13 protein-coding genes are annotated in these 21,927 nt (G+C 53.5%); 8 read left to right on the top strand and 5 right to left on the bottom strand.

From position 1 onward, the window contains the following. Window positions 1-147 precede the first annotated feature (147 nt). Complete coding sequence (locus tag J3P35_RS14885; protein WP_210465362.1) at window positions 148-1,821, bottom strand: amidase; 1,674 nt, start codon at window positions 1,819-1,821, stop codon at window positions 148-150. Between the two features lie 190 nt (window positions 1,822-2,011). Between J3P35_RS14885 and J3P35_RS14880 the strand changes: the two genes are divergently transcribed. Both J3P35_RS14880 and J3P35_RS14875 read left to right on the top strand, forming a co-directional pair. Then, window positions 2,012-3,121 (top strand): DmpA family aminopeptidase, encoded by a 1,110-nt coding sequence (locus tag J3P35_RS14880; protein ID WP_246850230.1) that lies wholly within the window; start codon window positions 2,012-2,014, stop codon window positions 3,119-3,121. Beyond that, the gene (locus J3P35_RS14875; protein WP_210465360.1) at window positions 3,105-3,956 is read left to right on the top strand and encodes an aminotransferase class IV; all 852 of its coding nucleotides are present in this window, start codon (window positions 3,105-3,107) and stop codon (window positions 3,954-3,956) included. The genes J3P35_RS14880 and J3P35_RS14875 overlap by 17 nt, the downstream gene beginning before the upstream one ends. 430 nt (window positions 3,957-4,386) lie before the next feature. On the opposite strand, the gene J3P35_RS14870 is transcribed toward J3P35_RS14875, so the two are convergent. The 4 genes from J3P35_RS14870 to J3P35_RS14855 all read right to left on the bottom strand — a co-directional run bounded on the left by J3P35_RS14870 (window position 4,387) and on the right by J3P35_RS14855 (window position 9,849). Beyond that, on the bottom strand, window positions 4,387-5,514 hold the full coding sequence (locus J3P35_RS14870; RefSeq protein ID WP_210465359.1) for an endo-1,4-beta-xylanase: 1,128 nt from the start codon (window positions 5,512-5,514) through the stop codon (window positions 4,387-4,389). A 174-nt stretch (window positions 5,515-5,688) separates the two neighbouring features. Then, window positions 5,689-6,447, bottom strand: coding sequence for an SDR family NAD(P)-dependent oxidoreductase (locus tag J3P35_RS14865; protein WP_210465358.1), 759 nt, complete (start codon window positions 6,445-6,447; stop codon window positions 5,689-5,691). 23 nt (window positions 6,448-6,470) lie between these two features. After that, the gene (locus J3P35_RS14860; RefSeq protein ID WP_210465357.1) at window positions 6,471-8,639 is read right to left on the bottom strand and encodes an alpha-glucuronidase family glycosyl hydrolase; all 2,169 of its coding nucleotides are present in this window, start codon (window positions 8,637-8,639) and stop codon (window positions 6,471-6,473) included. Window positions 8,640-8,796: 157 nt separating this feature from the next. Then, on the bottom strand, window positions 8,797-9,849 hold the full coding sequence (locus J3P35_RS14855; protein ID WP_210465356.1) for a LacI family DNA-binding transcriptional regulator: 1,053 nt from the start codon (window positions 9,847-9,849) through the stop codon (window positions 8,797-8,799). Between the two features lie 585 nt (window positions 9,850-10,434). Between J3P35_RS14855 and J3P35_RS14850 the strand changes: the two genes are divergently transcribed. The 6 genes from J3P35_RS14850 to uxaC all read left to right on the top strand — a co-directional run bounded on the left by J3P35_RS14850 (window position 10,435) and on the right by uxaC (window position 21,912). Further along, on the top strand, window positions 10,435-13,548 hold the full coding sequence (locus J3P35_RS14850; protein ID WP_210465355.1) for a SusC/RagA family TonB-linked outer membrane protein: 3,114 nt from the start codon (window positions 10,435-10,437) through the stop codon (window positions 13,546-13,548). An 11-nt stretch (window positions 13,549-13,559) separates the two neighbouring features. After that, window positions 13,560-15,512: a RagB/SusD family nutrient uptake outer membrane protein gene (locus tag J3P35_RS14845; protein ID WP_210465354.1), complete on the top strand. Its 1,953-nt coding sequence runs from the start codon at window positions 13,560-13,562 to the stop codon at window positions 15,510-15,512. 306 nt (window positions 15,513-15,818) lie between these two features. Further along, a complete protein-coding gene (locus J3P35_RS14840) occupies window positions 15,819-17,369 on the top strand; it encodes a glycoside hydrolase family 43 protein (protein WP_394371293.1) in 1,551 nt (516 codons plus the stop codon). A gap of 95 nt (window positions 17,370-17,464) precedes the next feature. Then, window positions 17,465-19,150 carry a glycoside hydrolase family 43 protein gene (locus J3P35_RS14835; RefSeq protein ID WP_246850229.1) on the top strand — a complete coding sequence of 562 codons (1,686 nt, stop codon included), beginning with the start codon at window positions 17,465-17,467 and terminating at the stop codon, window positions 19,148-19,150. A 117-nt stretch (window positions 19,151-19,267) separates the two neighbouring features. Continuing rightward, the gene (gene uxuA, locus J3P35_RS14830) at window positions 19,268-20,440 is read left to right on the top strand and encodes a mannonate dehydratase (RefSeq protein ID WP_210465351.1); all 1,173 of its coding nucleotides are present in this window, start codon (window positions 19,268-19,270) and stop codon (window positions 20,438-20,440) included. A gap of 11 nt (window positions 20,441-20,451) precedes the next feature. Beyond that, the gene (gene uxaC, locus J3P35_RS14825; protein WP_210465350.1) at window positions 20,452-21,912 is read left to right on the top strand and encodes a glucuronate isomerase; all 1,461 of its coding nucleotides are present in this window, start codon (window positions 20,452-20,454) and stop codon (window positions 21,910-21,912) included. The last annotated feature ends 15 nt before the right edge of the window (window positions 21,913-21,927 follow it).

Below are 21,927 nucleotides of genomic sequence, written 5' to 3'. Positions count from 1 at the left end.
GGAGGGTAGCGATATTTAGTTAGGGAAAAGTACCTGGTCGGTTTTCAAGAAAAAAGCGCAGTTTGGTTTAAGGCCAGTGTCTTAAACACAAGCCTTAAACCAAACTGCGCTAAATCCAGCTCTTAATCAAATCAACCCTGAAACGCCTTATGACGGATTAGTGGTCTTCAGGAATTTAGGCGCGGTCCGGTGTTTGGAGATTTGCTCGTAGGCATAGGCAATCCCGAACAGTTTAGGCTCTGAGTAGGCACCCCCAAAGAAGGAAATACCTACCGGCAGACCCTGTACCTGGCCCAAAGGCACCGTAACGTGTGGGTACCCCGAGATGGCCGCCGGCGTAGACATGCCGTAACCGGTGAAAGAGTCACCGTTCACCAGATCAATACACCAGCTTGGGCCGTAGGTAGGGCCGGCGATGGCATCCAGCTTGTTGTCCTTCATAAGCTTGTCAATGGCTGCCCGGGAGCCGGACACCTGTTTCTTCACGGCGTCTTTGTACTCCTTCGTGTTCAGGTCGCCCAGTTTATCAGACATCTCCAGGATCTCCTGCTTGAAGAAAGGCATGGAGGTTTTCTCGTTCCGCTTGTTGTATTCAATAACGTCTTTGAGGGTTTTCACCTGGGCATTGGCGGTGGCCAGGTACTTGTTCACGCCATCCTTGAACTCGTACTGCAGAATCTTGAAGCTGTCTCTGGAAACATCCCTGATGCTCTTCATGGCTTCCACTTCCACAATGGTGGCACCTTTGCTTTTGAGTTGTTCCAGGGCCTGGCGCAGCAACGCATCAATGGCCACGTGGCCTTCCAGGAAAGATTTCTCCACCCCGATGCGCTTTCCTTGCAGGGCGTTCACGTCCAGAAATTGGGTGTAATCAGTAAAGGCTTTACCGGTGCTTTCTTTGGTGACCGCATCATTAGGATCAACCCCGGCCAGCACGCCCATTAGAATAGCGGCATCAGTCACCGTTCTGGCAATTGGGCCGGCGGTGTCCTGGGTGTGCGAAATAGGGATAATACCCGAGCGGCTCACCAAGCCCACGGTCGGCTTGAAGCCTACCACGCCGCTCACGGCTGCCGGGCAGACGATGGAGCCGTTGGTCTCGGTGCCTACGGTTACGGCGCACAGGTTAGCCGACACGGCCACCCCAGATCCGGAGCTGGAACCACAGGGCGTGCGATCCAGGACATATGCGTTTTTGGTTTGACCGCCGCGCCCGCTCCAGCCGCTGGAAGAGTTGGTAGAACGGAAATTGGCCCACTCGCTCAGGTTGGTTTTCCCGATGATCACCGCGCCCGCTGCCCGCAACTGGCTCACGATGAAAGCGTCTTTGCTGGCTTTGTTATCGGCGAGGGCCAGGGTACCGGCCGAGGTAGACATTTTATCATGGGTGTCCACATTGTCTTTAACCATCACCGGAATGCCGTGCAGCGGTCCGCGTACTTTGCCCGCCTTGCGCTCCTGGTCCATGGCTTCGGCAATCTGAATGGCGTCTGGGTTGACCTCTATGACCGAATTGATTTTAGGTCCGCTCTTGTCCACGGCCTGAATGCGGTCCAGGTACAACTGGGTAATGGCTTTGGAGGTAAGCTCACCCGATTGCATTTTGCGCTGCAGTTCCTGGACGGTCACCTCGTTCAGTTGGAAATCGGCAGGGTCAGTATTGGCCGCAGCGGCTTCGCTTTTGGTTGCATCTGTTGGAGTTTCGTTGCCAGTGGTGGCGGTAGCAGTAGCCGAGGGGGTAGCCGCGCAGGCGCCCAGCCCAAAAGCCGATAAAGTGATCCCGGCCAAAGAACCGGTTCTTAGGAAATTTCGTCTGTTCATTCGTTTGGATTTTGTAGAAAGATACTTCATCTGGCGGGAAAATGAAAAGCTTCTTTCGGGCCTTTTTCCGGAAATCGGACCCTAAACAGGGATTGATTTGAAGGAGAGGAAGGTATTATTCCAGCAGAACCGATAGATTTACCCCGGCAACTCTCTTCTGCAAATGAAACCTGTTCTGCTATTGCTTCTAATGATGGTAATCACGAGTTCAACCTGGGGCCAGGAACGCAAACGGGTCCGGGAATACGGGATAAAAATCGGTGTACTGCCCACCGGACAAGAGAACGCCATTACCGATGTGGCTGGCGTACAGGTGGGACAGGTTACCCTGAACAAGGGCAACGACATCCGGACGGGTGTCACCGCCATTCTGCCGCACACCGGCAACCTGTTCCAGGAGAAAGTGCCGGCGGCAGTATTCGTGGGCAATGGATTCGGGAAACTGGCGGGCACCACACAGGTGATGGAACTAGGCAACCTGGAAAGTCCCATCATCCTGACCAATACTCTGAGTGTAGCCACTGCCATAAACGGTGTCATTACGCACACCCTGCAACAGTCGGGCAACGAGAAGGTGCAGTCAGTAAATGCGGTAGTGGGCGAGACGAACGATGGTGGCCTGAATGACATCCGGGGGCGGCACGTCACCGAGAAGCACGTGCTGGAAGCCATCCAGAAAGCCAAAGGCGGCGCGGTGGAGGAGGGGAACGTAGGCGCGGGCACCGGCACCATCTGCTTCGGGTTCAAAGGCGGCATCGGGACTTCCTCCCGCAAGCTGCCGGCCAGTTTGGGCGGTTACACCGTGGGCGTGCTGGTGCAAACCAATTTCGGGGGTGTGCTGCAGGTGGCCGGCGCACCGGTAGGAGAGGAACTGGAGAAGTTCTCTTTCCGGCAGCAGATCCTGGAGAAAGCCGACGGTTCCTGCATGATCATCGTGGCTACTGATGCGCCCGTGGATGCCCGTAACCTGGAGCGGATGGCCAAACGCGCCATGCTAGGCCTGGGCAAGACCGGCGGCATCGCCTCCAACGGCAGCGGCGATTACGTGGTGGCTTTTTCAGCTAACCCATCGTTGCGCATACCGCACGTGGCGAAAGAGAAAACCCAGACTGTGACACTGCTGCGCAACGATGAGATGTCGCCGCTGTTCATGGCCACTATTGAAGCCACCGAGGAAGCCATCCTCAACTCCCTTTTCAAAGCCGAGACCACCCTAGGCAAAGACAAAACCAAAGTAGAGGCCTTGCCGGTAGATAAAACCCTTGATATCCTAAAGAAACACCATGTCATCAGACCATAGATTGTACGCCTACCTCAACGAGGAATTCCTGCCGCTGGATAGCACGTACCTGCACGTAAGCGACCTGGCCATCCAGCGCGGATACGGCATTTTCGATTTCTTCAAAACCCAGAACGGCCACCCGCTTTTCCTGGACGGTTACCTGGGCCGCTTCTTCAACTCTGCCCAACTCATGGGCCTGGAAGTACCGCTGCCCGCCGAGGACCTGAAAGCCTCCATTACCCGCCTGATCCAGATGAACGGACTGGGAGACTCGGGCGTGAAAATGATTCTGACCGGTGGCTACTCAGAGAACGGCTATAACCCCGGCCCGCCCAACCTGATCATGATTGAGCAGCCGCTCACCTTGCCTTCAGAAGCGCAACAGGCCGCCGGCATCAAGATCATCACCCACGAATACGTGCGGGAACTGGCCGAAGCCAAAACCATCAACTACACAGTGGGCATCCGGCTCATCCAGAAAGTAAAAGCCCTGGGCGCCGATGACGTGCTCTACCACCAGCAGGGCGTAGTATCAGAATTCCCGCGCAGCAACTTCTTCATCGTGCGGGCGGACAATACCCTCGTGACCCCCGCTAAAGAAATTCTCAAAGGCATCACCCGCAAAAATGTTCTGGAACTGGCCAGTAAGAAATACCGAGTGGAGGAGGGCACTGTGACGCTGGAGAATATCGCCCAAGCAAAGGAGGCTTTCATGACCAGCACCACCAAACGCATCTTGCCCATTGTGGAAGTAGACGGCAAACCCGTAGGAAACGGTAAGCCTGGTGAAGTGTCTCTGGAATTACTGCGGGACTTGATTCAATTGGAAGAGGCACAGACAAGTCGTGAGTAGGGGCCTTGTAGCTTGAGTTTAACCTAGGAAGTTGAAAACTTTTTTTAAAAGTGCGGACGCTGCAGTAACTCCAATTGTGGCCAATTAACGCATATTCTCCCCTTGAGGGGAGCGAATAAGGGTGTTTACATCTGCCGGTTTACGCATTGCTGATAATGCTTTGCTTCTGTAGTAAAAAGATGCCATTTGCGATTAACTCTGAAATGCGTGCTCTCCGTGTAACCACCCCTCTTTATCTCCCCTCAAGGGGAGAATCCGCGTTGAAGGGAGTCATATAGTTGAAGAGACGCATTTATAAGTTATGTAGCTCGCTACCCACATTGCCGCTTCCAAAAGAAAACCCCTCTGTTTAGGGGCTGTTTCTCTTAAAACAGTCCCTAAACAGAGGGGTTTCATATATAAAGCTAAAATGCTAGCCTGACTTCTTCCCTTACGATTTCTTCACTGTGTTGACAATGGCTTGGAAGGCTGGCTTGGGTTGGTAGTTGCGGTCGAAGATGAGCGGGTAGCTGGTGCGGCCTTTGATGGGCCAATCGTTAAGCCAGGAATCCGTATCGGTGACGCCCCAGAAGGTCACGCGGGTGATTTTGTCTCTATGCTTGTGGAAAAGCGCAAAGAGGTCGGCGTAGCGTTTGGCCAGTTTCTGCTGTACCTCCTCAGGCAGGCCCTTGGTGTAAATGTTGTATTTCTGGTCAAACTCAAAGGTGGCATCAATATCAGCACCCTGGCGGTTAGAAGGGTTAGGAAGCACGTCAATGTCCAGCTCGGTGAACATCACTTTCCCAACTTTGGAGAACTTGATGATGCTTTCCTCAATCTGCTGGATGGAAGGGTGTTCCAGGCCGTAATGACCCTGCATGCCAATCCCGGTTACTTTCAGGCCTTTCGCCTGCAGGCTTTTCACCAGTTTCACAGCGCCATCGGCTTTGGCAGGCTTCCAGAGGCTGTAGTCATTGTAGTAAAGCTCGGCTTTGGGGTCTGCTTTTTGGGCGGTGGCAAAGGCATTGGACAGGAAATCCTCCCCTGCGATCTGGTACCACTTGCTTTGCCGCATGGTACCGTCATCGTTCAGGGCCTCGTTCACCACATCCCAGCCGTTGATCTGACCTTTGTAGCGGCCGGCCACGGTCATGATGTGCTCAGTCTGGCGCTTTAGGAGCTGCTCTTTGGTGGCGGGCTTGCCGGGCTCTGCTTCAAAAACCCAGTTTGGGGTTTGCTGGTGCCAGGTGAGGGTGTGCCCCACGATAAACATCTTATGCTTCTTGCCCAGTGCCACGTAGTCATCGGCGGGTTTGAAGTTATACTTATCTGGTTGCGGATGCACGCTTCCCCACTTGAGCAGGTTCTCGGGGGTGATGGTGCTGAAGTGCTTTGCAATGATAGCCTCGGCTTTAGGGTCTTTGCCGCTTGCCTGCTGGTAGTTCAGGGCCGCGCCCACGTAGAAGTCATCCTTGAACACTTCTTTGAGGGAAGGCTCTCCCTGGTTAACCGTACCGGCCACACAGCCCAGGGCTGCAAAGGCAACTCCGGCCGCAAACATGATTCTGTTCTTTCTCATGGACTTAGAATTCAATCAGCTTATATATTCTGTAATAATAAATGCCAACGTTGGCATAAGCAAATTAATAACGAACATTCTTTAAAAGGAAGGTGATTCTCACCCGTTTCAGGCCCGATTCTGAATAATCAGGTCTGAAACGGGTAGAAGGTTTCGCTTTAAAGAAGTTGTGGTTTAGAACCCGATGGAATTGCCGCCATCCACCGGAAGTACGGTGCCCGTTACATATTTGGCGCCATCGGTGGAGAGGAAGTACACGGCATCTGCTACATCGGCGGGAGTGCCCAGTTTGCCCATGGGCGTGCGGCCCATGACCTTGTTCTTGCGCTCAGGATCGTTGTTCAGGGCTTTGGCCGACATGGCGGTGGCGATGAACCCAGGGGCCACGCAGTTCACCCGGATGCCGTTGGGTGACAACTCGGTCGCCATGGCCCGCGTCATGCCTTCAATCGCCGATTTGGAGGCGGTGTAGGCAATCACTTTGGGTAAACCGTACTGCGAGGCCATGGAACTGATGTTCACGATGGCGCCGGCGCCCAGCGGCAACATGGTTTTCACCACCTCGCGGCTCAGGGCGAACACCGCCGTCACGTTCGTGAGCAGGATGCGCTGGAACTCCTCATCGGTTACCTCCTCAAAGTTCTTCTTCAGGTTGATGCCCGCGTTGTTCACCAGGATGTCTATCCTGCCGTGCTCGCTACTGATCTGCTCCACCAGGGCCGGGATGCCGGCCAGGTCGCTCAGGTCATGGGAAATGGTCACGCACAGTTCCCCGAAGGCCTCTCTGGCGCTGGCCAGTTTCTGCTCATCGCGGCCAATGACAATGGTTTTGATGTTCTCCTGAATGAATTTCTCTACAATGGCCAGGCCAATGCCTGAGCCGCCGCCCGTGACAATGGCTGTTTTGGTGGGGGGGGTGTTGTGGTGGTACATGTTTTCTTGTGTTAAGTTCTTTATCAGATGCCCGGAGCGAATTTGGGCTCTATTTTCATAAACTCCTCTAAAGTACCCTGCGGTTTCTCAAGCTCCTGCGGAATAGGCCTTTTGGAGAACGTTTGGAAGTACAAAAGGCAGGCATCGCGCCACCAGCGGGCGTCTTTCTCCTGGATGGCCAGGTATTGTTTCACCTGCTCAAACCTTTCCTTATCTACTTGTCCGGCCAGAGAGTTCCAGGTTTTCTGCATGGCTCTTACGGAGTCCACACCCCCAGAGTAGCGGTAGCACAACTCATCCCACAGCGTCCGTCCGGATTTAGTTTTCGCGTCCCAGGCTACGTGGTGGAACCACAGCAACACTTCTTCTGGGCAGTTGGCGGGATTTCCCCACTGGGCCTGTACCTCAGGGGCATACTGTGACAAAGCGTTGCTGCCGGTTTTGGTGCGGTCAAAGCCTATGCCTTTCTCATCGGCGCGGTGGTAGTACACCGAGGTCCAGTCGGCGCGGGGTTTGTCTTTGATCCAGGGACCGGGTCCGTAGTGGTGGCTCCAGCCCATGAGGTGGTGCAGGCCCATGGGTGTCATGTAGTTCACCACCGCCTCGCGCGAACCCATCATCATCTGCTTGATAGGGTTAATTTGGGCCGGGGCGTTGGAGAAAGTCATTTTGATCCATTCCTCGGCAATGCCCTCAGAGGTCAGTTCATGGTCCCAGGCCAGGCGGCCGAAGGCGTACCAATTGGCTTGCCCAAAAGGATGGCTCGTCCAGTTCCTGTCGTTCCCGATGTTGGAAACGCCCGCCATGCCCGAGATGGGGTGGTTGTCCAGAGAGCCGTCCACTATCTTGCCCACCGTGGAGCCTTTGCCTTTGGCGTAGGTGTCAGTAGCCAGCGTTTCCTTGAACATAGGTGCCAGGTAGGCCAGGTGCGTGCCCTGGCCCAGGTATTCCTGCGTGATCTGGAACTCCATCATGAGCGGCGTTTTGGGCATGGCCCCGAACAACGGGTGAAACGGCTCACGCGGCTGAAAATCAATGGCACCGTTCTTCACCTGCACCAGCACGTTGCCCTGGAAAGTGCCGTCCAGCGGCTTGAACTCGGTGTAGGCTTGTTTGTGGCGGTCATCGGGTACGTTGTTGTCATACACAAAGGCGCGCCACATCATAATTCCGCCTCTGGGCGCGAGTACCTCGGCCAGCATGTTGGCGCCGTCGGCGTGGGAGCGCTTGTAGTTCTGCGGGCCGGGCTGCCCTTCTGAGTTGGCCTTCACCGTGAATCCCCCGAAATCTGGGATGTAGGTATAGATCTCGTCCACTTTGCTTTTCCACCAGGCTCTAACCGCCGGGTCCAGCGGATCGGCAGTTTTGAGCTTTCCTATTTCAATGGGCGAGCTGAAGCGGGCGGTCAGGTACACTTTGATGCCGTACGGCCGGAAAGTATCGGCGAGGGCTTTTACTTTGACCAGGTACTCCGGGGTAAGCACCAGCGAGTTGGCGTTCACGTTGGTGAGCACGGTGCCGTTGATCCCGATGGAGGCATTGGCGCGGGCGTAGTCAATGTAGCGCTGGTCAATATAGTCAGGGAGTTTGTGCCAGTCCCAGATGGAGAATCCGGCGTAGCCGCGCTCCACGGTGCGGTCCAGGTTGTCCCAATGGTTTAAGATGCGCAGTTTGGTCTTGGGGCTGCTGCTTACGTTTAGGGCCCCAAGGCTCTGCTGGGTCTGCAGCAAGCGCAGCAGGTGGAAAGTGCCGTACAGAACCCCTTTCTCAGAGTTGGCCGCGATGACGGTGTAGTTGTTTCCTTTGTGTTTCTGTGAAAGCAGCAGAAAACCTTCCTGGCCCACTTCCTTCAATCTCTGGTCCAGCCCCAGTTCTTTGATGAGGGAAGAGGTAGCGGGTGTGCCGACTACCAATCCTCCTTTTTTAGAGGCCTGGTCAGAGACGGTCACCTTTGAACCCAGAAGTCCGCCCAGACCCATCTCCAGTTCGTCTTTCACCACCGTCAGGGTAGGGGAGGCACCCTGCACCACCACTTCGCCTAAGCTTTTGCGGTACTGTTTCAGGAGGCCTTTGTTCTGCACCAGGTCATAGCGTTGCCATAGGCGGTAACCATCCTCGGCTCGGGAGGGAAGTTGGCAAAGAAAGAGGACCACCAGCAGGGCGAGACTGAAAAACTTCTTGCTTAGGTTCATAGGCAAAGGGGGCGTTTGTTAGGTTGGCTTAGGGGGTGTTTCTGGGCTGTTTAAAGAAAATCGGGCTTAAAACAGCTTGTAAGAGCATTATCTATTGAAAAGAATCCGGCGCCGTTCCTTTGCAAACCACTGTTTTGAAGGAGGTGGCGCCGGAGGCTTACAAGATGACCGCTTTTTTCTTGGTACTGGCTTTGCTCCTCAGGGATGATTCCCGGATGATCAGTTCAGACCGCAGGTGGATGGTGTTGCCGGGAATCCGCTCGCCGGTGCCGTTCATCTGTACCAGCAGCACCTTCAAGGCCACTTCGCCCATTTCCTGGCTTGGGTAATTGACGGTGGTCAGGTTGGGCTCAATCACCCGCGAGATGGCGTCATTGTTAAACCCGATCACCGCGATGTCCTTGGGGATAGAAACCCCGGCTTTCTTCAGGGCCTTGATGCAGCTCACTGCACAGAGATCGTTGGAGACGAAGATGCCATCGGGGAGCGGGTCCATGCGGAGAATCTGCTGGGCCGCTTCTTTCCCTGCTTCTTCCGTCATCTGGCTGATGATCACGTTGCTGTCTGTAAAGGGCAGGTCATGGTCCACCAGCGCGTATTTGTAGCCTTTGAGGCGGTCTGCGTACACGTTCCGTTTAAGATTACCCGTGATGTGCACAATGTTGGTGCAGCCCTGCTCAATGAGGTGCGAGGTGGCTTTGTAGGCAGCCTGCAGGTTGTCTATCACAATGCTGGTGCAGTCTTTATGGTCGGCCACGCGGTCATAGAAGATCACCGGAATGCCTTTGGAGATAAAGCTCTCAAAATGGTCCAGGTTCTCGGTCTCAAAAGACAGGGACACCAGTAGTCCGTCAACGCGGCTGTTGAACATGGCATTGGCGTTGGCCTTCTCTTTCTGCATGGTCTCCAGTGACTGGCTGATAATGAGGTTATAACCTTCCTCGTTGGCTACTTTCTCCATCCCCGCAATCACCGAAGAGTGAAAAGGACTATCCAGTCTAGGGACAATCAAGCCGATGGTGTTGGTGCGCTGCTTCCGGAGGTTGCTGGCGAACATATTTGAACGATAGCCCATCTGAGTGGCCGCCTCTGAGATGCGCTGCTTGGTCTTATGATTGACCGCCGGATGGTCATTCAAAGCCCTGCTTACCGTGGTGGGAGAAAGGTCTAATTCCCGCGCTATATCATAAATGGTGATTTCCTTCTCCATGTTATTCTCTTCGTTCGATAACAAATATATGAAATCGGTTTCAATTATTTAAAAGTATCAGATTTTAATATAGGGATTTACGCCTGAATTGGGGTTGCCTCTTTTAGGCCAAAGCCTGAAAAGTAGCTTTAAAACCTCTATTACGAGGTAGGTAAGGGTGGAAAGTTGGCTTATGAAGAAGAATAATGCGGCTGTAAACTATTTTGAAGGGTTAATGGCGCGGGTAAAAAAGAAACAATAAGTCTTTTGTTTCCATATTTTTAAAATCAAGGGCTAAATCATGAAAGGAGTTTTGAAAAAAATTATGAAATCGGTTGCAATCTTAGAAAATTATATTCAAGTTTGTGAAGAGCATAGGAGAGGATGGGGATTTCAGATCCCCAAAGGTGACGGCAGTAAGCAGTAAAACATGGCTTAAGCCAACAAGAAAGCCTAAAAATCCAAGTGGATGTGCTCAGGCCCGGAAAGAGAGGGGTGGTGCCAGGTAAACCTGACCCGCCTTGCAGCATAGTGAATACCCAATTCTTACTTGAACATATACTTTCCCTTACCCTTAACTGCACATTCAACCTAACAATCTTATGTATGAAAGGTAATATTACCCAAAACCCCAGATCTTCCATTTTGCGCCTTCGGAAATTGGAAATCCTTAAACTGGCGTTCCTGCTGGTGGTGGCCCTCATGGCAAGTTTGCCCTCCTTCGCCCAAGGCGGCTTAACGGTAAAAGGCCGGGTAACTGACAATGCCGGAGGTGGTCTGCCGGGCGTGACAGTCCTGCTGAAAGGATCCACCACCGCTGCTCCTACCGATGTAGAAGGGAACTACACCATCTCAGTGCCCAATGGAACCGGAACCCTGGTGTACTCTTTCATTGGGTACGTTACCCAGGAAGTAGCCATCAACAACAGAACCTCCATCAACGTGACCTTGCCCACCGACCAGCAGACCATTGATGAAGTGGTGGTAGTGGGATACGGTGTGCAAAGAGAAGAAGCGGTGACCGGTTCAGTGGCTTCCATCAAAGGAGAGGCTCTGCGCGAAGTGCCCTCGGCCAACATCTCGCAGGCTTTGCAGGGCCGTTTGCCCGGTGTGGAGTTTGCCCAATCCTCTTCCCAGCCAGGTGCCACCACCCAGATCAGAATCAGGGGTACGCGTTCCCTTACGGCCGGCAACGAGCCACTGGTAGTATTGGACGGGATTCCGTTTGCCGGTTCAATAGGGGATATCAACCCCAATGACATCGCCAGTGTGGACATTCTGAAAGATGCCTCTGCTACTGCCATCTACGGTTCACGTGGAGCCAACGGGGTAATCCTGGTGACCACCCACCGCGGAAAACAAGGCCAGAAAGCCCAGGTGAGCTACAACACTTTTGTGGGAGCTAAAACACTATTCGCCAAGTATCCTATGATGAGCGGTCCTGAGTTTGCCGCGCTCCGCAAGACAGCCGGAATCTACAACAATGCCCTGGATGAGTCTGATGAAGTGAACACCGACTGGCAGGACCTGTTATACAGAACCGGTATCCAGATGAACCATGACTTAGGGGTTTCAGGGGGTACAGAGCAGGGAAGTTACAACTTCAACGCGGGTTATTATAAAGAAGAAGGGGTGATTCCATCCCAGCAATTTACCCGGTACTCAGTACGTGGTGCCCTGGATCAGGGAGTGGGAAAACATCTCCGCTTCGGGTTCACTACCTACAATAACTACAACGTGACCGAAGGATCTAACGTGGGCTTGTACGGGGTGTTGAGCATGTCGCCTATTGCCAACCCTTATAACCCAGATGGAACCTTGAAAAGAACCATCAGAATGCCTTTGGATGAGCAGTGGGCTTATACCAGGGATGTAGTGGAGGATTTAAGCGATAGCTGGCTGAATGAAACCAGAGCTTTTGGTACCTACAATACGCTGTACGGTGAGGTGCAGATTCCTGGGATCCAGGGCTTGAAGTACCGGGTGAACCTGGGCTTGAACTATCGCCAGAGTAATAACGGCGCCTATACCGCCATGGGTATTGGTAGCGCCACTGCCACCACACCTTCCACGGCTTCTGTCAGCAACTCCACCACCACTGACTGGACCATTGAGAACCTGGTAACCTATGACCGCACTTTTGCTGAGAAGCATATGATCAACGTTGTAGGGTTGTACTCGGCTTCAGATACCAAATTCAACAGAGCCACCATCACTGCCAGGGATATTCCGTCAGATGCTTTCCAGTTCTACAACCTGGGCCAGTCTGCCGGTGAAATCAACGTGATCTCCAATCCTGGTGACTACTTTAAGAGTGGTTTAATGTCCTGGATGGGACGTGCCATGTATTCTTATGATGACCGGTACATGTTAACCGCCACCGTGCGCTCAGATGGTTCCTCAAGGCTGGCCCCTGGCTATAAATGGCACACGTATCCTGCCGTATCCGTTGGCTGGAACATTGCCAGAGAAGCCTTTATGCAGGATGTGAAGTTGATTGACATGCTCAAACTAAGGGTGGGTTACGGAAGAACCTCTAACCAGGCGGTAAGCCCCTATGCCACCCTTGGTCGTTTGGGTACTAGACCTTACAACTTCGGTCCGGATGACTATGAAACCGGTCTGTACGTAACGGAGGTGCCTAACCCTAACTTAGGGTGGGAGTTCTCCAAGACCTGGAACTTCGGTCTGGACTTCGGCTTATTTAATCACCGCCTGTCTGGTACGGTTGAGTACTATGTCACCAACACAGAAGACATCCTGCTGAGAGTTAACCTGCCCAGCACCTCTGGGGTGAACACCGTGGTGCAGAACATTGGGGCTACCCAGAACAAAGGGGTGGAGCTTTCATTAAACGGCGTGATCCTGGACAACCTTAACGGCTGGACCTGGGAGGCGGGAGTCAATATGTACGGCAACCGCAACAAGATCGTATCGCTGGCCTCCGGTTCAACCAGGGACGAAGCTAACTGGTGGTTTGTAGGGGAGCCCATCAACGTGATCTACGACTACGAGAAAATAGGTCTTTGGCAGGAAGAGGATCCTTACCGGAACATTCTGGAGCCAGGAGGAAACGCGGGGATGATCAAAGTAAGATATACCGGCGAATACAACCCGGATGGTACCCCAACCAGAGCAATCGGACCTCAGGACCGCCAGATCCTGGATGTGAACCCAGATTTCCAGGGAGGTTTCAATACCCGCGTGGCCTACAAAGGATTTGACCTGAGCGCAGTAGGTGCTTTCCAAAGTGGCGGAATCCTGATCAGCACGCTTTACGGATCTTCTGGTTACCTCAATATGATGAGCGGACGCCGGGGTAACGTGAAAGTAGACTACTGGACCCCGGAGAACAGGGATGCGGACTACCCCAAACCAGGCGGGGTGATGAGCGGTGACAACCCTAAATACGGTACCACCCTGGGCTACTTTGATGCCTCTTACCTGAAAGTACGCACCATCTCCCTGGGCTATAACTTTGACAACAACGCCTGGCTGAAAGGCGTGGGGGTAAGCAGACTGCGGCTTTACGCTACCGCCCAGAACCCATTTGTAATGTTCTCACCTTACCATAAAGAATCTGGTATGGACCCTGAAACCAACTCCTACGGAAACGAAAATGCGGCAGTAACCAGTGCTTACCAGCCTCGTTTGCTCACCATAGGTACAAATGCACCTGCCACGCGCACCTATCTGGTTGGTTTAAATCTCACTTTCTAAAAAAGAGAAGAATGAAACGTTTTAGAATAAAGACTTTAATAGGAACCGCCGTAGTGACGCTGTTTCTGGCGGGATGCTCTGATATTTTAGAAGAAGAGCCACGCAGCACTTATACACCCGAGTTTTTCCAAACAGAGAGAGGTGTAAACGGCGGATTAACGTCCATGTACGCCCACCTGCGCTATATCTACGGGCAGGCCTACTACTACAACGCCACCCTTACCGGTACCGATGAAGTTACCTACGGCCGTGATGCGGACGAGAACTTCAAGGTGATGGACATGTCTGACCAGGGGATTATCACTGCGTCTAACAGCCGGGCCGACGTGCTGTGGGGAGCCGCCTTCTCCAATATCAACACGGCCAACGGTATTATTGAGAATGCCGGCGCCGTTGGAACCATCTCGCAGGCCCTGATAGCTGAGGCCAGGTTTTTCCGGGCGTTTGACTACTTTCAATTGGTGCAGACGTTTGGAGGGGTGCCTTTGGATTTAGGGGCCGGGGAACTGAAGTTCAACACCAATGCCGGCAGAACCTCGGTGCGTAACACCGTGCCTGAGGTTTACACCAAAGCCATCTTCCCGGATCTGCTTACGGCCATCAATGATTTACCAGAGAGAGGCCGGGTGACCGGTGGTGCCACCAAAACGCTGGCCCGTCTGTATCTGGCTAAAGCCTATCTAACGTATGCCTGGTGGCTGGAGAACCCAAGGAACATCCCTACCTACCCGGAGGCCAACAGAACCGATCCAGATGGTCATAATGCTCAATGGTATTTCCAGCAAGCCTATGACGTGGCCACCGCCGCCATTGACAATCCGGGTCCGTTTGGTTTGCAGCCCACTTACTATGACGTGAACGTGGGTTCTAACGACCGCAACAGTGAGATGCTGCTGTACGCCGACCACACCGAGAAGAGTGAGTTCTATAATGCTGGTAGCCTTACCTTTGGGAGCGGTGGTGCCCCTGATAACTTTGCCGGTTGGATGATGACCTGGAACTATACCAACATCAGAAGCGCCACCAAACCGGATTGGACCGAAGTTATCAGTTCTGTTCAGCGGGAGGCGGCCCAGCATTACGGACGTCCCTGGACCCGTATGGCGCCCACTATTGGTGTGATTACCAATACCTTTGCTGACAAAACAAATGATTCGCGTTACGATGGTACCTTCACCACCGTATACCGAGGCAACTGGCCAAAAGGCGGTATTGCGGCACCAGTGGTATACAACGCCAACAGCCTGCAGGTAAGACCTGGTGAGCCTATCCTGACCTTCCTGGATGAAGAGCCAGCTACGCCAATTGCTTACCCAACCGGAGCCGGCAGAAGCAATGTAGGGGCCGGTGAGTTGCCCGGCAGAGCCGATTTTGTGATCTCACCACGGGGCATCAGCCGCATAGTATATCCTAAGCTTTGGAAACTTGGCACCTACCGCACTGATAATGGTACTGGTCTAGGACAGCCGAATGCCGGGAGCACCCGTCCGTTCAACATCGCTAAATTCTCTGAGCTGTACTTTATAGCCGCGGAAGCTGCTGTGAAGGGTGCCGCCCCTCAGCCTGGCAAAACCGCCTATGATCTGATCAATGTGATCCGGGCCCGGGCAGGTAAGTGGCGCTGGGACAACAACGGCAATACCGCCAAGGTGGTAGACAACAGTGCAGCCATGGTTGCGGCCACCCCAACCACCATTGATATCAACTATATCCTGGCCGAGCGGTCACGTGAGTATTATGGTGAAGGGTACCGTTGGTTTGACCTGGTAAGAACCCAGAAATGGGAAGAGTTTGCCTCAACTTATGAAATTGCCGGTAACGCCTACGGAGACCATAACCCGGTTAGGGTAACGCGCTCTATCCAACCGCATCATTACCTGCGCCCCATTCCGCAAGGTCAATTGGATGCCATGGCCATGAGCGCCGCTGAAAAGGCAGCTTATCAAAACCCTGGTTATTTATAATCTTGAAAAATCATTTGAAAACGATTGGCTGCCCAGTAAGAGCAGCCAATCGTTTTATTGCGTTACTCAAAACACGTTTAGGAAGTTTTTTCTTCAAACAAGCTGTAAAACAATCCCTTAAGTTGTGCGCTAAAGCTTCCTGTATTTGGTATCCCAAAGGGGAAATGTGAGGAAGCTACCCTGCTTCCCTCGCCTGAAGATTTTAGATAAAGTAATATTCGCCTTTAACCCTATTTTTAAGAAAACATCTTAAAAATGAAAAGTCACTTCCTGCAGATAGTTTCTCTTGTCTTGGTTTACCTCTTCATGGCCTTGCCCTCAAAAGGCCAGAAGGCGACCAACCCCATTGTGTACGCCGATGTGCCAGACATTGCGGTGATACGGGTAGGGGATACCTATTACATGAGCAGTACCACCATGCACATGAGTCCGGGCTTGCCCATTATGAAGTCAGAAGACCTTGTGAACTGGCAACTGGTAAATTACGCCTATGACACCCTGGCCAATGTGGATGAACTGAACCTGAGAAACGGGAAAAGCACCTACGGCAGAGGTTCCTGGGCCAGCAGCCTGCGGTTCCATAACGGTACTTACTACGTCACCACCTTCGCCCAGACCACGGGCAAAACCTACATCTACACGACCAAAAACCTGGAGAAAGGACCCTGGAAAGTGTCTTCCTTTAAACCGTCTTACCATGACCATTCTTTGTTCTTTGATGATGACGGGCGCATCTATCTGGTGTATGGCGGCGGGAAACTAAGGTTGGTGGAGCTCAAGGAAGACCTGTCCGGTGCGAAGGAAGGAACGGACCGGGTGTTGATTGATAACGCGAGTGCCCCGGCCGGACCCAATGTAGGGCTCCCGGCTGAAGGATCGCAGCTTTTCAAAGTGAACGGGAAGTATTATCTGTTCAACATCGCCTGGCCCAAAGAAGGCATGCGGACCGTAATTGTTCACCGGGCAGATAAGATTACCGGACCTTATGAAGGGAAGGTAGTGCTGCAGGACAAAGGCGTAGCCCAAGGCGGCCTGATTGACACGCCAACCGGCGAATGGTTTGCTTACCTGTTCCGGGATTATGGCGCCGTAGGCCGGATTCCGTATCTGGTGCCGGTGAAGTGGGAAAACGGTTGGCCAGTGTTAGGAACAGATGGCAAAGTGCCGGATGAACTGAACCTGCCGGCCAGCAAAGGCCTGATCCCCGGGATTGTAGCCTCTGATGAATTCACCCGCGGGAAAACTGATCCAGCCTTGCCCCTGGTCTGGCAGTGGAACCACAACCCAGACAACCAGCTTTGGTCGGTTTCGCAGCGGAAAGGGTACCTCAGGCTGACCACCGGTGCTGTAGGCAATGACTTTTTGCTGGCCCGTAATACCCTCACCCAACGCACCATCGGGCCGGAAAGCACGGGGGCAACCGTCCTGGACGTAACCAACATGAAGGAGGGGGATTTCGCCGGTCTGGCCCTTTTGCAGCAGCGGTATGGATTGATTGGGGTTAAATCTGAGAAAGGCGGTAAGTATCTCGTGATGGTGAATGCCCAGTCGGGGAGTCCGGTGGAGGAGGCCAGGGTGCCCCTGACCGGGAAAACAGTGTACCTGAAAGCAGAATGTGATTTCAACAACCGCCGCGACGTAGCCAGCTTTTATTACAGCCTCAATGGGAAAACCTGGACCAAGCTTGGCCAGGAGTTGAAAATGGCCTACACCATTCCGCACTTTATGGGATACCGTTTCGGGCTGTTCAACTATGCCACTAAAGCCTCAGGCGGTTACGTGGATTTTGATTATTTCCACATCTCCAATCAGATCAGTAAAGAGAGTAAAGTACCTTCAGCAAAGGAAAACCAATAGGCTATTTTTGGCTCATTTCTATAAAAACACACATGAAAAGGAAAAGTCTTCTTCTTAAAAAGGCAATCTTAGTGCTTACCTGTTGCTTCGGCCTTTTGCAGCAGACCAGCTTTGCACAGGACAATCAGAAGTTTAACAACCCCATTCTGGCAGGCTTTTACCCAGACCCTGCTATCTGCCGGGTAGGGGAAGACTATTACCTTATTCTCTCCACATTCGCCTATTTCCCTGGGGTACCTATCTTCCACAGCAAGGACCTGGTGAACTGGAACCAGATCGGGAATATCCTGGACCGGCCCGAGCAGCTGAACTTAACGAAGCACCGGATCACCAGAGGCATCTTTGCCCCCACGCTTTCTTACCATAATGGCGTCTTCTACATGGTCACCACCCTGATAGACACAGGCGGGAATTTTGTGGTAACGGCTACCAACCCGGCAGGTCCCTGGTCAAACCCGGTTTGGCTCAAAGATGTGCAGGGCATTGATCCTTCGTTGTTTTTTGACGATAACGGCAAAGCCTACATCATCTACAACAGCGATGCGCCGGACAACAAGCCGCAATATGATGGCCACCGCACCTTAAGAATGCAGGAGTTTGACTATAAGAACCTGAAAACCACCAGCGCGCCCATCATTCTGGTAAACGGCGGCGTGGATTTCTCTAAAAAACCGGTCTGGATTGAAGGACCGCATATCTACAAAAAGGACGGTTACTATTACCTGATGGCGGCCGAAGGCGGAACCAGCGTGAACCACTCTGAGGTGATCCTGAGAAGCAAGAAAGTGGACGGAGACTATGTGCCCAACCCCAACAACCCCATCCTGACGCAGCGCCACCTACCGGCCAACCGGAAAAACCCTGTCTCTGCCACCGGCCACGCCGATTTGGTGCAGACGCAGAACGGAGAGTGGTGGTCCGTTTTCCTGGCTACCCGTCCGTACGATGCGGAGGATCATTACAACATAGGCCGCGAAACCTTCCTGGCCCCCGTGGAGTGGAAAGACGGCTGGCCTATCATCAATCCCGGCCATGAGGAGGTGCAGTATTCGTACCCACGGCCAAAATTACCTTTAGGGAAGAAACCAAAGCTTCCGGTAAACGGAAACTTCACCTATCGGGAAGATTTCAAGGAGAGTAAACTGCCTTTGTATTGGTTGACGCTTAGGGCACCGGGTACGCAGTGGTACAGCCTGAGCAAACCTGCCGGGAGTTTGACGCTGGATGTGAGACCGGAGACGGTTTCCGGCGCAGATAACCCTTCGTTCATCGCCAGAAGACAACAGCACAACCACGGCAATGCTAGCATCAAATTGGAGTTCAAACCCTCCTCCTCAAATGAGTTCGCCGGCGTGGTGGCTTTGCAAAGTGAGAAGCATTATTACGCAGTGGGCAAAACCATCGCCAACGGCAAAGAAGTAGTGCAGCTGCGCAAGTCGCAGGACGCGACCAAGCCCGGCACCCCGGAGACCACCGTTTTGGCCGAGGCTCCTTTGAACCCAAATGACCAGAAAAAGCCGCTCTACCTGAAAGTGGAGTTCAAAGGCAGTAAGTACGCTTTCTACTACGGCACCAAAGAAGGGGAGTGGAAGCTGCTGCAAGACAACGTGGACGCGACTTTCCTAAGCACGCGTACGGCTGGTGGTTTTGTGGGCGTAACGCTGGGCATGTACGCCACCTCCCAGGGGAAACCTTCCACCGGAAAAGCCACCTTTGATTGGTTCCATTACGAAGGCAAAGACCCGATCTACGAAACCTCGGCTACAGTGAAAGCCAAATAATAGAATGCCTGGGTTTTAAGGCTATTTTCCTAAAAACCCAGGCAAAATAGAAATTGCTCAAACCCCATAGGCTTACCAGGTACAGGTAAGGATACGTCATATTTAAAGAATCATTTTATGTCACTATTACAAAGCTGGAGATGGTACGGACCCAATGACCCCGTGACCCTGCAGGATGTGAAACAAGCCGGCGCCACCGGCGTTGTAAGTGCCTTACACCATGTGCCACACGGCGCGGTGTGGCCGCTGGAGGAAATCCAGGAACGCAAGCGCATCATTGAGGAAAGCGGCCTGACCTGGGCTGTGGTGGAAAGCGTGCCGGTGCATGAATCCATCAAAACCAGAACCGGCGATTATGAGCAGTACCTGGAGAACTACCGCCAATCGCTCCGCAACCTGGCCGCGGCCGGCCTTAAAATCATCTGCTACAACTTCATGCCCGTGCTGGACTGGACCAGAACCAACCTGGCGCTGGAACTCTGGAACGGCGCGAAAGCCCTCTACTTTGACTGGGCCGACCTAGCCGTTTTTGACCTATTTATCTTAAAACGCGAAGGAGCTGAGCAGGACTATTCAGAAGCGGTGGTGCAGCAAGCCAAGGACCGACATGCGACTTACTCCAAAGAAAAACTGGAGGAACTGAGCGAGATCATCCGGATGGGCGTGCCCATGGAAGGCTACATCTCGCTGGAGCACCTCACCGAGAGCATTGGCATTTACAAGAACATCGGCCACGCCGGACTGCGCGAGAACCTGGCGTATTTCCTGGAGTCGATTATGGACGTTTGTGAGGAAAACGGCCTCAAAATGACCATCCACCCTGATGATCCGCCTTATCCTATTCTGGGCTTGCCGCGCATCGCCTCGAACAAAGAGGACCTGGAGTTCATTTTGAACCGGGTAGACCGGGCGCCCAACGGCATCTGTTTCTGCACGGGTTCCCTGGGCGCAGGCAGGCACAACAACCCGGTGGAGATTCTGAAATCCGTAGGCAGCCGCGTGTACTTCGCGCACCTGCGCAACGTGAAGAAAGACCAGGACGGCAATTTCTACGAGTCTGACCACCTGGCCGGAGACGTGGACATGTACGGCGTCATGAAAGAGCTGGTAGCCATTAACCGCACCCGGCAGGAGCCTATCCCGTTCCGCCCGGACCACGGGCACCAGATGCTGGATGACCTGCACAAAGTCACCAACCCCGGTTACTCGGCCATTGGCCGGTTGCGCGGGTTAGCCGAGCTGCGCGGCCTGGAAATGGGCATTGAGAGAACCATCTACGGAGCATCCTAATTTAACTTACCATGCAGGAGAGCGCAATCCAGTCATCTATAGATTCTTCCCGCAATGTTTCACCTTCTGCCGGACCTTTCCTGCAGGAGGATTTTCTGTTGCAGACCCGCTCGGCCAGGGAATTGTACCACGGGTACGCCAAAGGCCTGCCCATCATTGATTACCATTGCCATCTTTCGCCGGAGGCCATTGCCCTGAACCAGAACTACCCCAACCTCACCAGCATCTGGCTGGCCGGGGACCACTACAAGTGGCGGGCCCTGCGCACCCTGGGCATTGAGGAAAGATATATTACCGGCGATGCCACAGACGAGGAGAAGTTCCTGAAATGGGCCGAGGCCGTACCTTACACGCTGCGCAACCCGCTCTTCCACTGGACGCAAATGGAGCTGAAGAACCCATTCGGGGTGAACGAGCTACTTTCTGAGCGGAACGCGGGCGAGGTGTACGCGCACTGCAACGCGTTGCTCCAGAAGCCGGAGTTCACGCCGCAGGGCCTGCTCACGCACTTCAACGTGGAGATGGTGGGCACCACCGATGACCCCACGGATGACCTGGCGTTTCACCGGCAATTAGCAGAAAACGGCTTCAAAACGAAAGTGCTGCCATCTTTCCGGCCAGACAAGGTGTTCAACCTCTCGGGCGGTGATGCCTTCAGAGACTACATCCGGTTACTGGCCAACGTCACGGGCACGGAGATTTTCAACCTGGATACGCTGCTGGAGGTGCTGGAGAAACGGGTGCAGTATTTCCATGAGCACGGCTGCCGCATCTCGGACCACGGCCTGGTTTGCCTGCCGTCCCTTCCGGCGTCAACTGCCTATTTAGAGGATGCTTTTCTGGATGTGCTGGCGGGGAAAGACGGGGAGGCGGCGCAGCATCAGGAGGCGTTCACCGCCTTTCTGCTTCTGGAGCTCTGCCGCATGTACTACCGCAAAGGTTGGGTGCAGCAATTCCACGTGGGTGCCATCAGGAACAACAACAGCCGCATGCTGCAGGTGAACGGTCCCGATACCGGGTATGACTCCATTGGGGATTATGGGCAGATCCAGAACATGTCTGCCTTTTTCAACCAGCTGGAAAAGGAGAACTGCCTCACCAAAACCATCATCTACAACCTCAACCCGGCCGATAACGCGGCCTTCGCCACCATAATCGGGAACTTCCAGGGCGGCGGCATTAAAGGAAAGATGCAGTTCGGCTCGGCGTGGTGGTTCCTGGACAACCTGGACGGCATGACCCAGCAGCTGGATGCGCTCTCCAACATGGGTCTCCTTAGCTGTTTCGTGGGCATGCTCACCGACTCGCGCAGTTTCCTGAGCTATTCCCGGCATGAGTATTTCCGACGACTACTGTGTAACCTGCTGGGCGAGGAAATGGAGCGCGGCCTGCTGCCCAATGACCTTCCCTGGATCGGGAAGATGGTGCAAGACATCTGCTACTACAACGCCAAGAATTACTTTCCCTCATAAATGAATGATCCCCGC

The organism is Rufibacter roseolus (assembly GCF_017916365.1).
In the GTDB taxonomy this organism is placed as follows: domain Bacteria; phylum Bacteroidota; class Bacteroidia; order Cytophagales; family Hymenobacteraceae; genus Nibribacter; species Nibribacter roseolus.
This window is presented reverse-complemented; position numbering and strand designations above follow the sequence as displayed.

Coding starts and splice junctions, on each gene's coding strand:
- J3P35_RS14885 (WP_210465362.1), bottom strand. CDS start 1,821: ATGAACAGACGAAATTTCCTAAGAACCGGTTCTTTGGCCGGGATCACT.
- J3P35_RS14880 (WP_246850230.1), top strand. CDS start 2,012: ATGATGGTAATCACGAGTTCAACCTGGGGCCAGGAACGCAAACGGGTC.
- J3P35_RS14875 (WP_210465360.1), top strand. CDS start 3,105: ATGTCATCAGACCATAGATTGTACGCCTACCTCAACGAGGAATTCCTG.
- J3P35_RS14870 (WP_210465359.1), bottom strand. CDS start 5,514: ATGAGAAAGAACAGAATCATGTTTGCGGCCGGAGTTGCCTTTGCAGCC.
- J3P35_RS14865 (WP_210465358.1), bottom strand. CDS start 6,447: ATGTACCACCACAACACCCCCCCCACCAAAACAGCCATTGTCACGGGC.
- J3P35_RS14860 (WP_210465357.1), bottom strand. CDS start 8,639: ATGAACCTAAGCAAGAAGTTTTTCAGTCTCGCCCTGCTGGTGGTCCTC.
- J3P35_RS14855 (WP_210465356.1), bottom strand. CDS start 9,849: ATGGAGAAGGAAATCACCATTTATGATATAGCGCGGGAATTAGACCTT.
- J3P35_RS14850 (WP_210465355.1), top strand. CDS start 10,435: ATGAAAGGTAATATTACCCAAAACCCCAGATCTTCCATTTTGCGCCTT.
- J3P35_RS14845 (WP_210465354.1), top strand. CDS start 13,560: ATGAAACGTTTTAGAATAAAGACTTTAATAGGAACCGCCGTAGTGACG.
- J3P35_RS14840 (WP_394371293.1), top strand. CDS start 15,819: ATGGCCTTGCCCTCAAAAGGCCAGAAGGCGACCAACCCCATTGTGTAC.
- uxuA (WP_210465351.1), top strand. CDS start 19,268: ATGTCACTATTACAAAGCTGGAGATGGTACGGACCCAATGACCCCGTG.
- uxaC (WP_210465350.1), top strand. CDS start 20,452: ATGCAGGAGAGCGCAATCCAGTCATCTATAGATTCTTCCCGCAATGTT.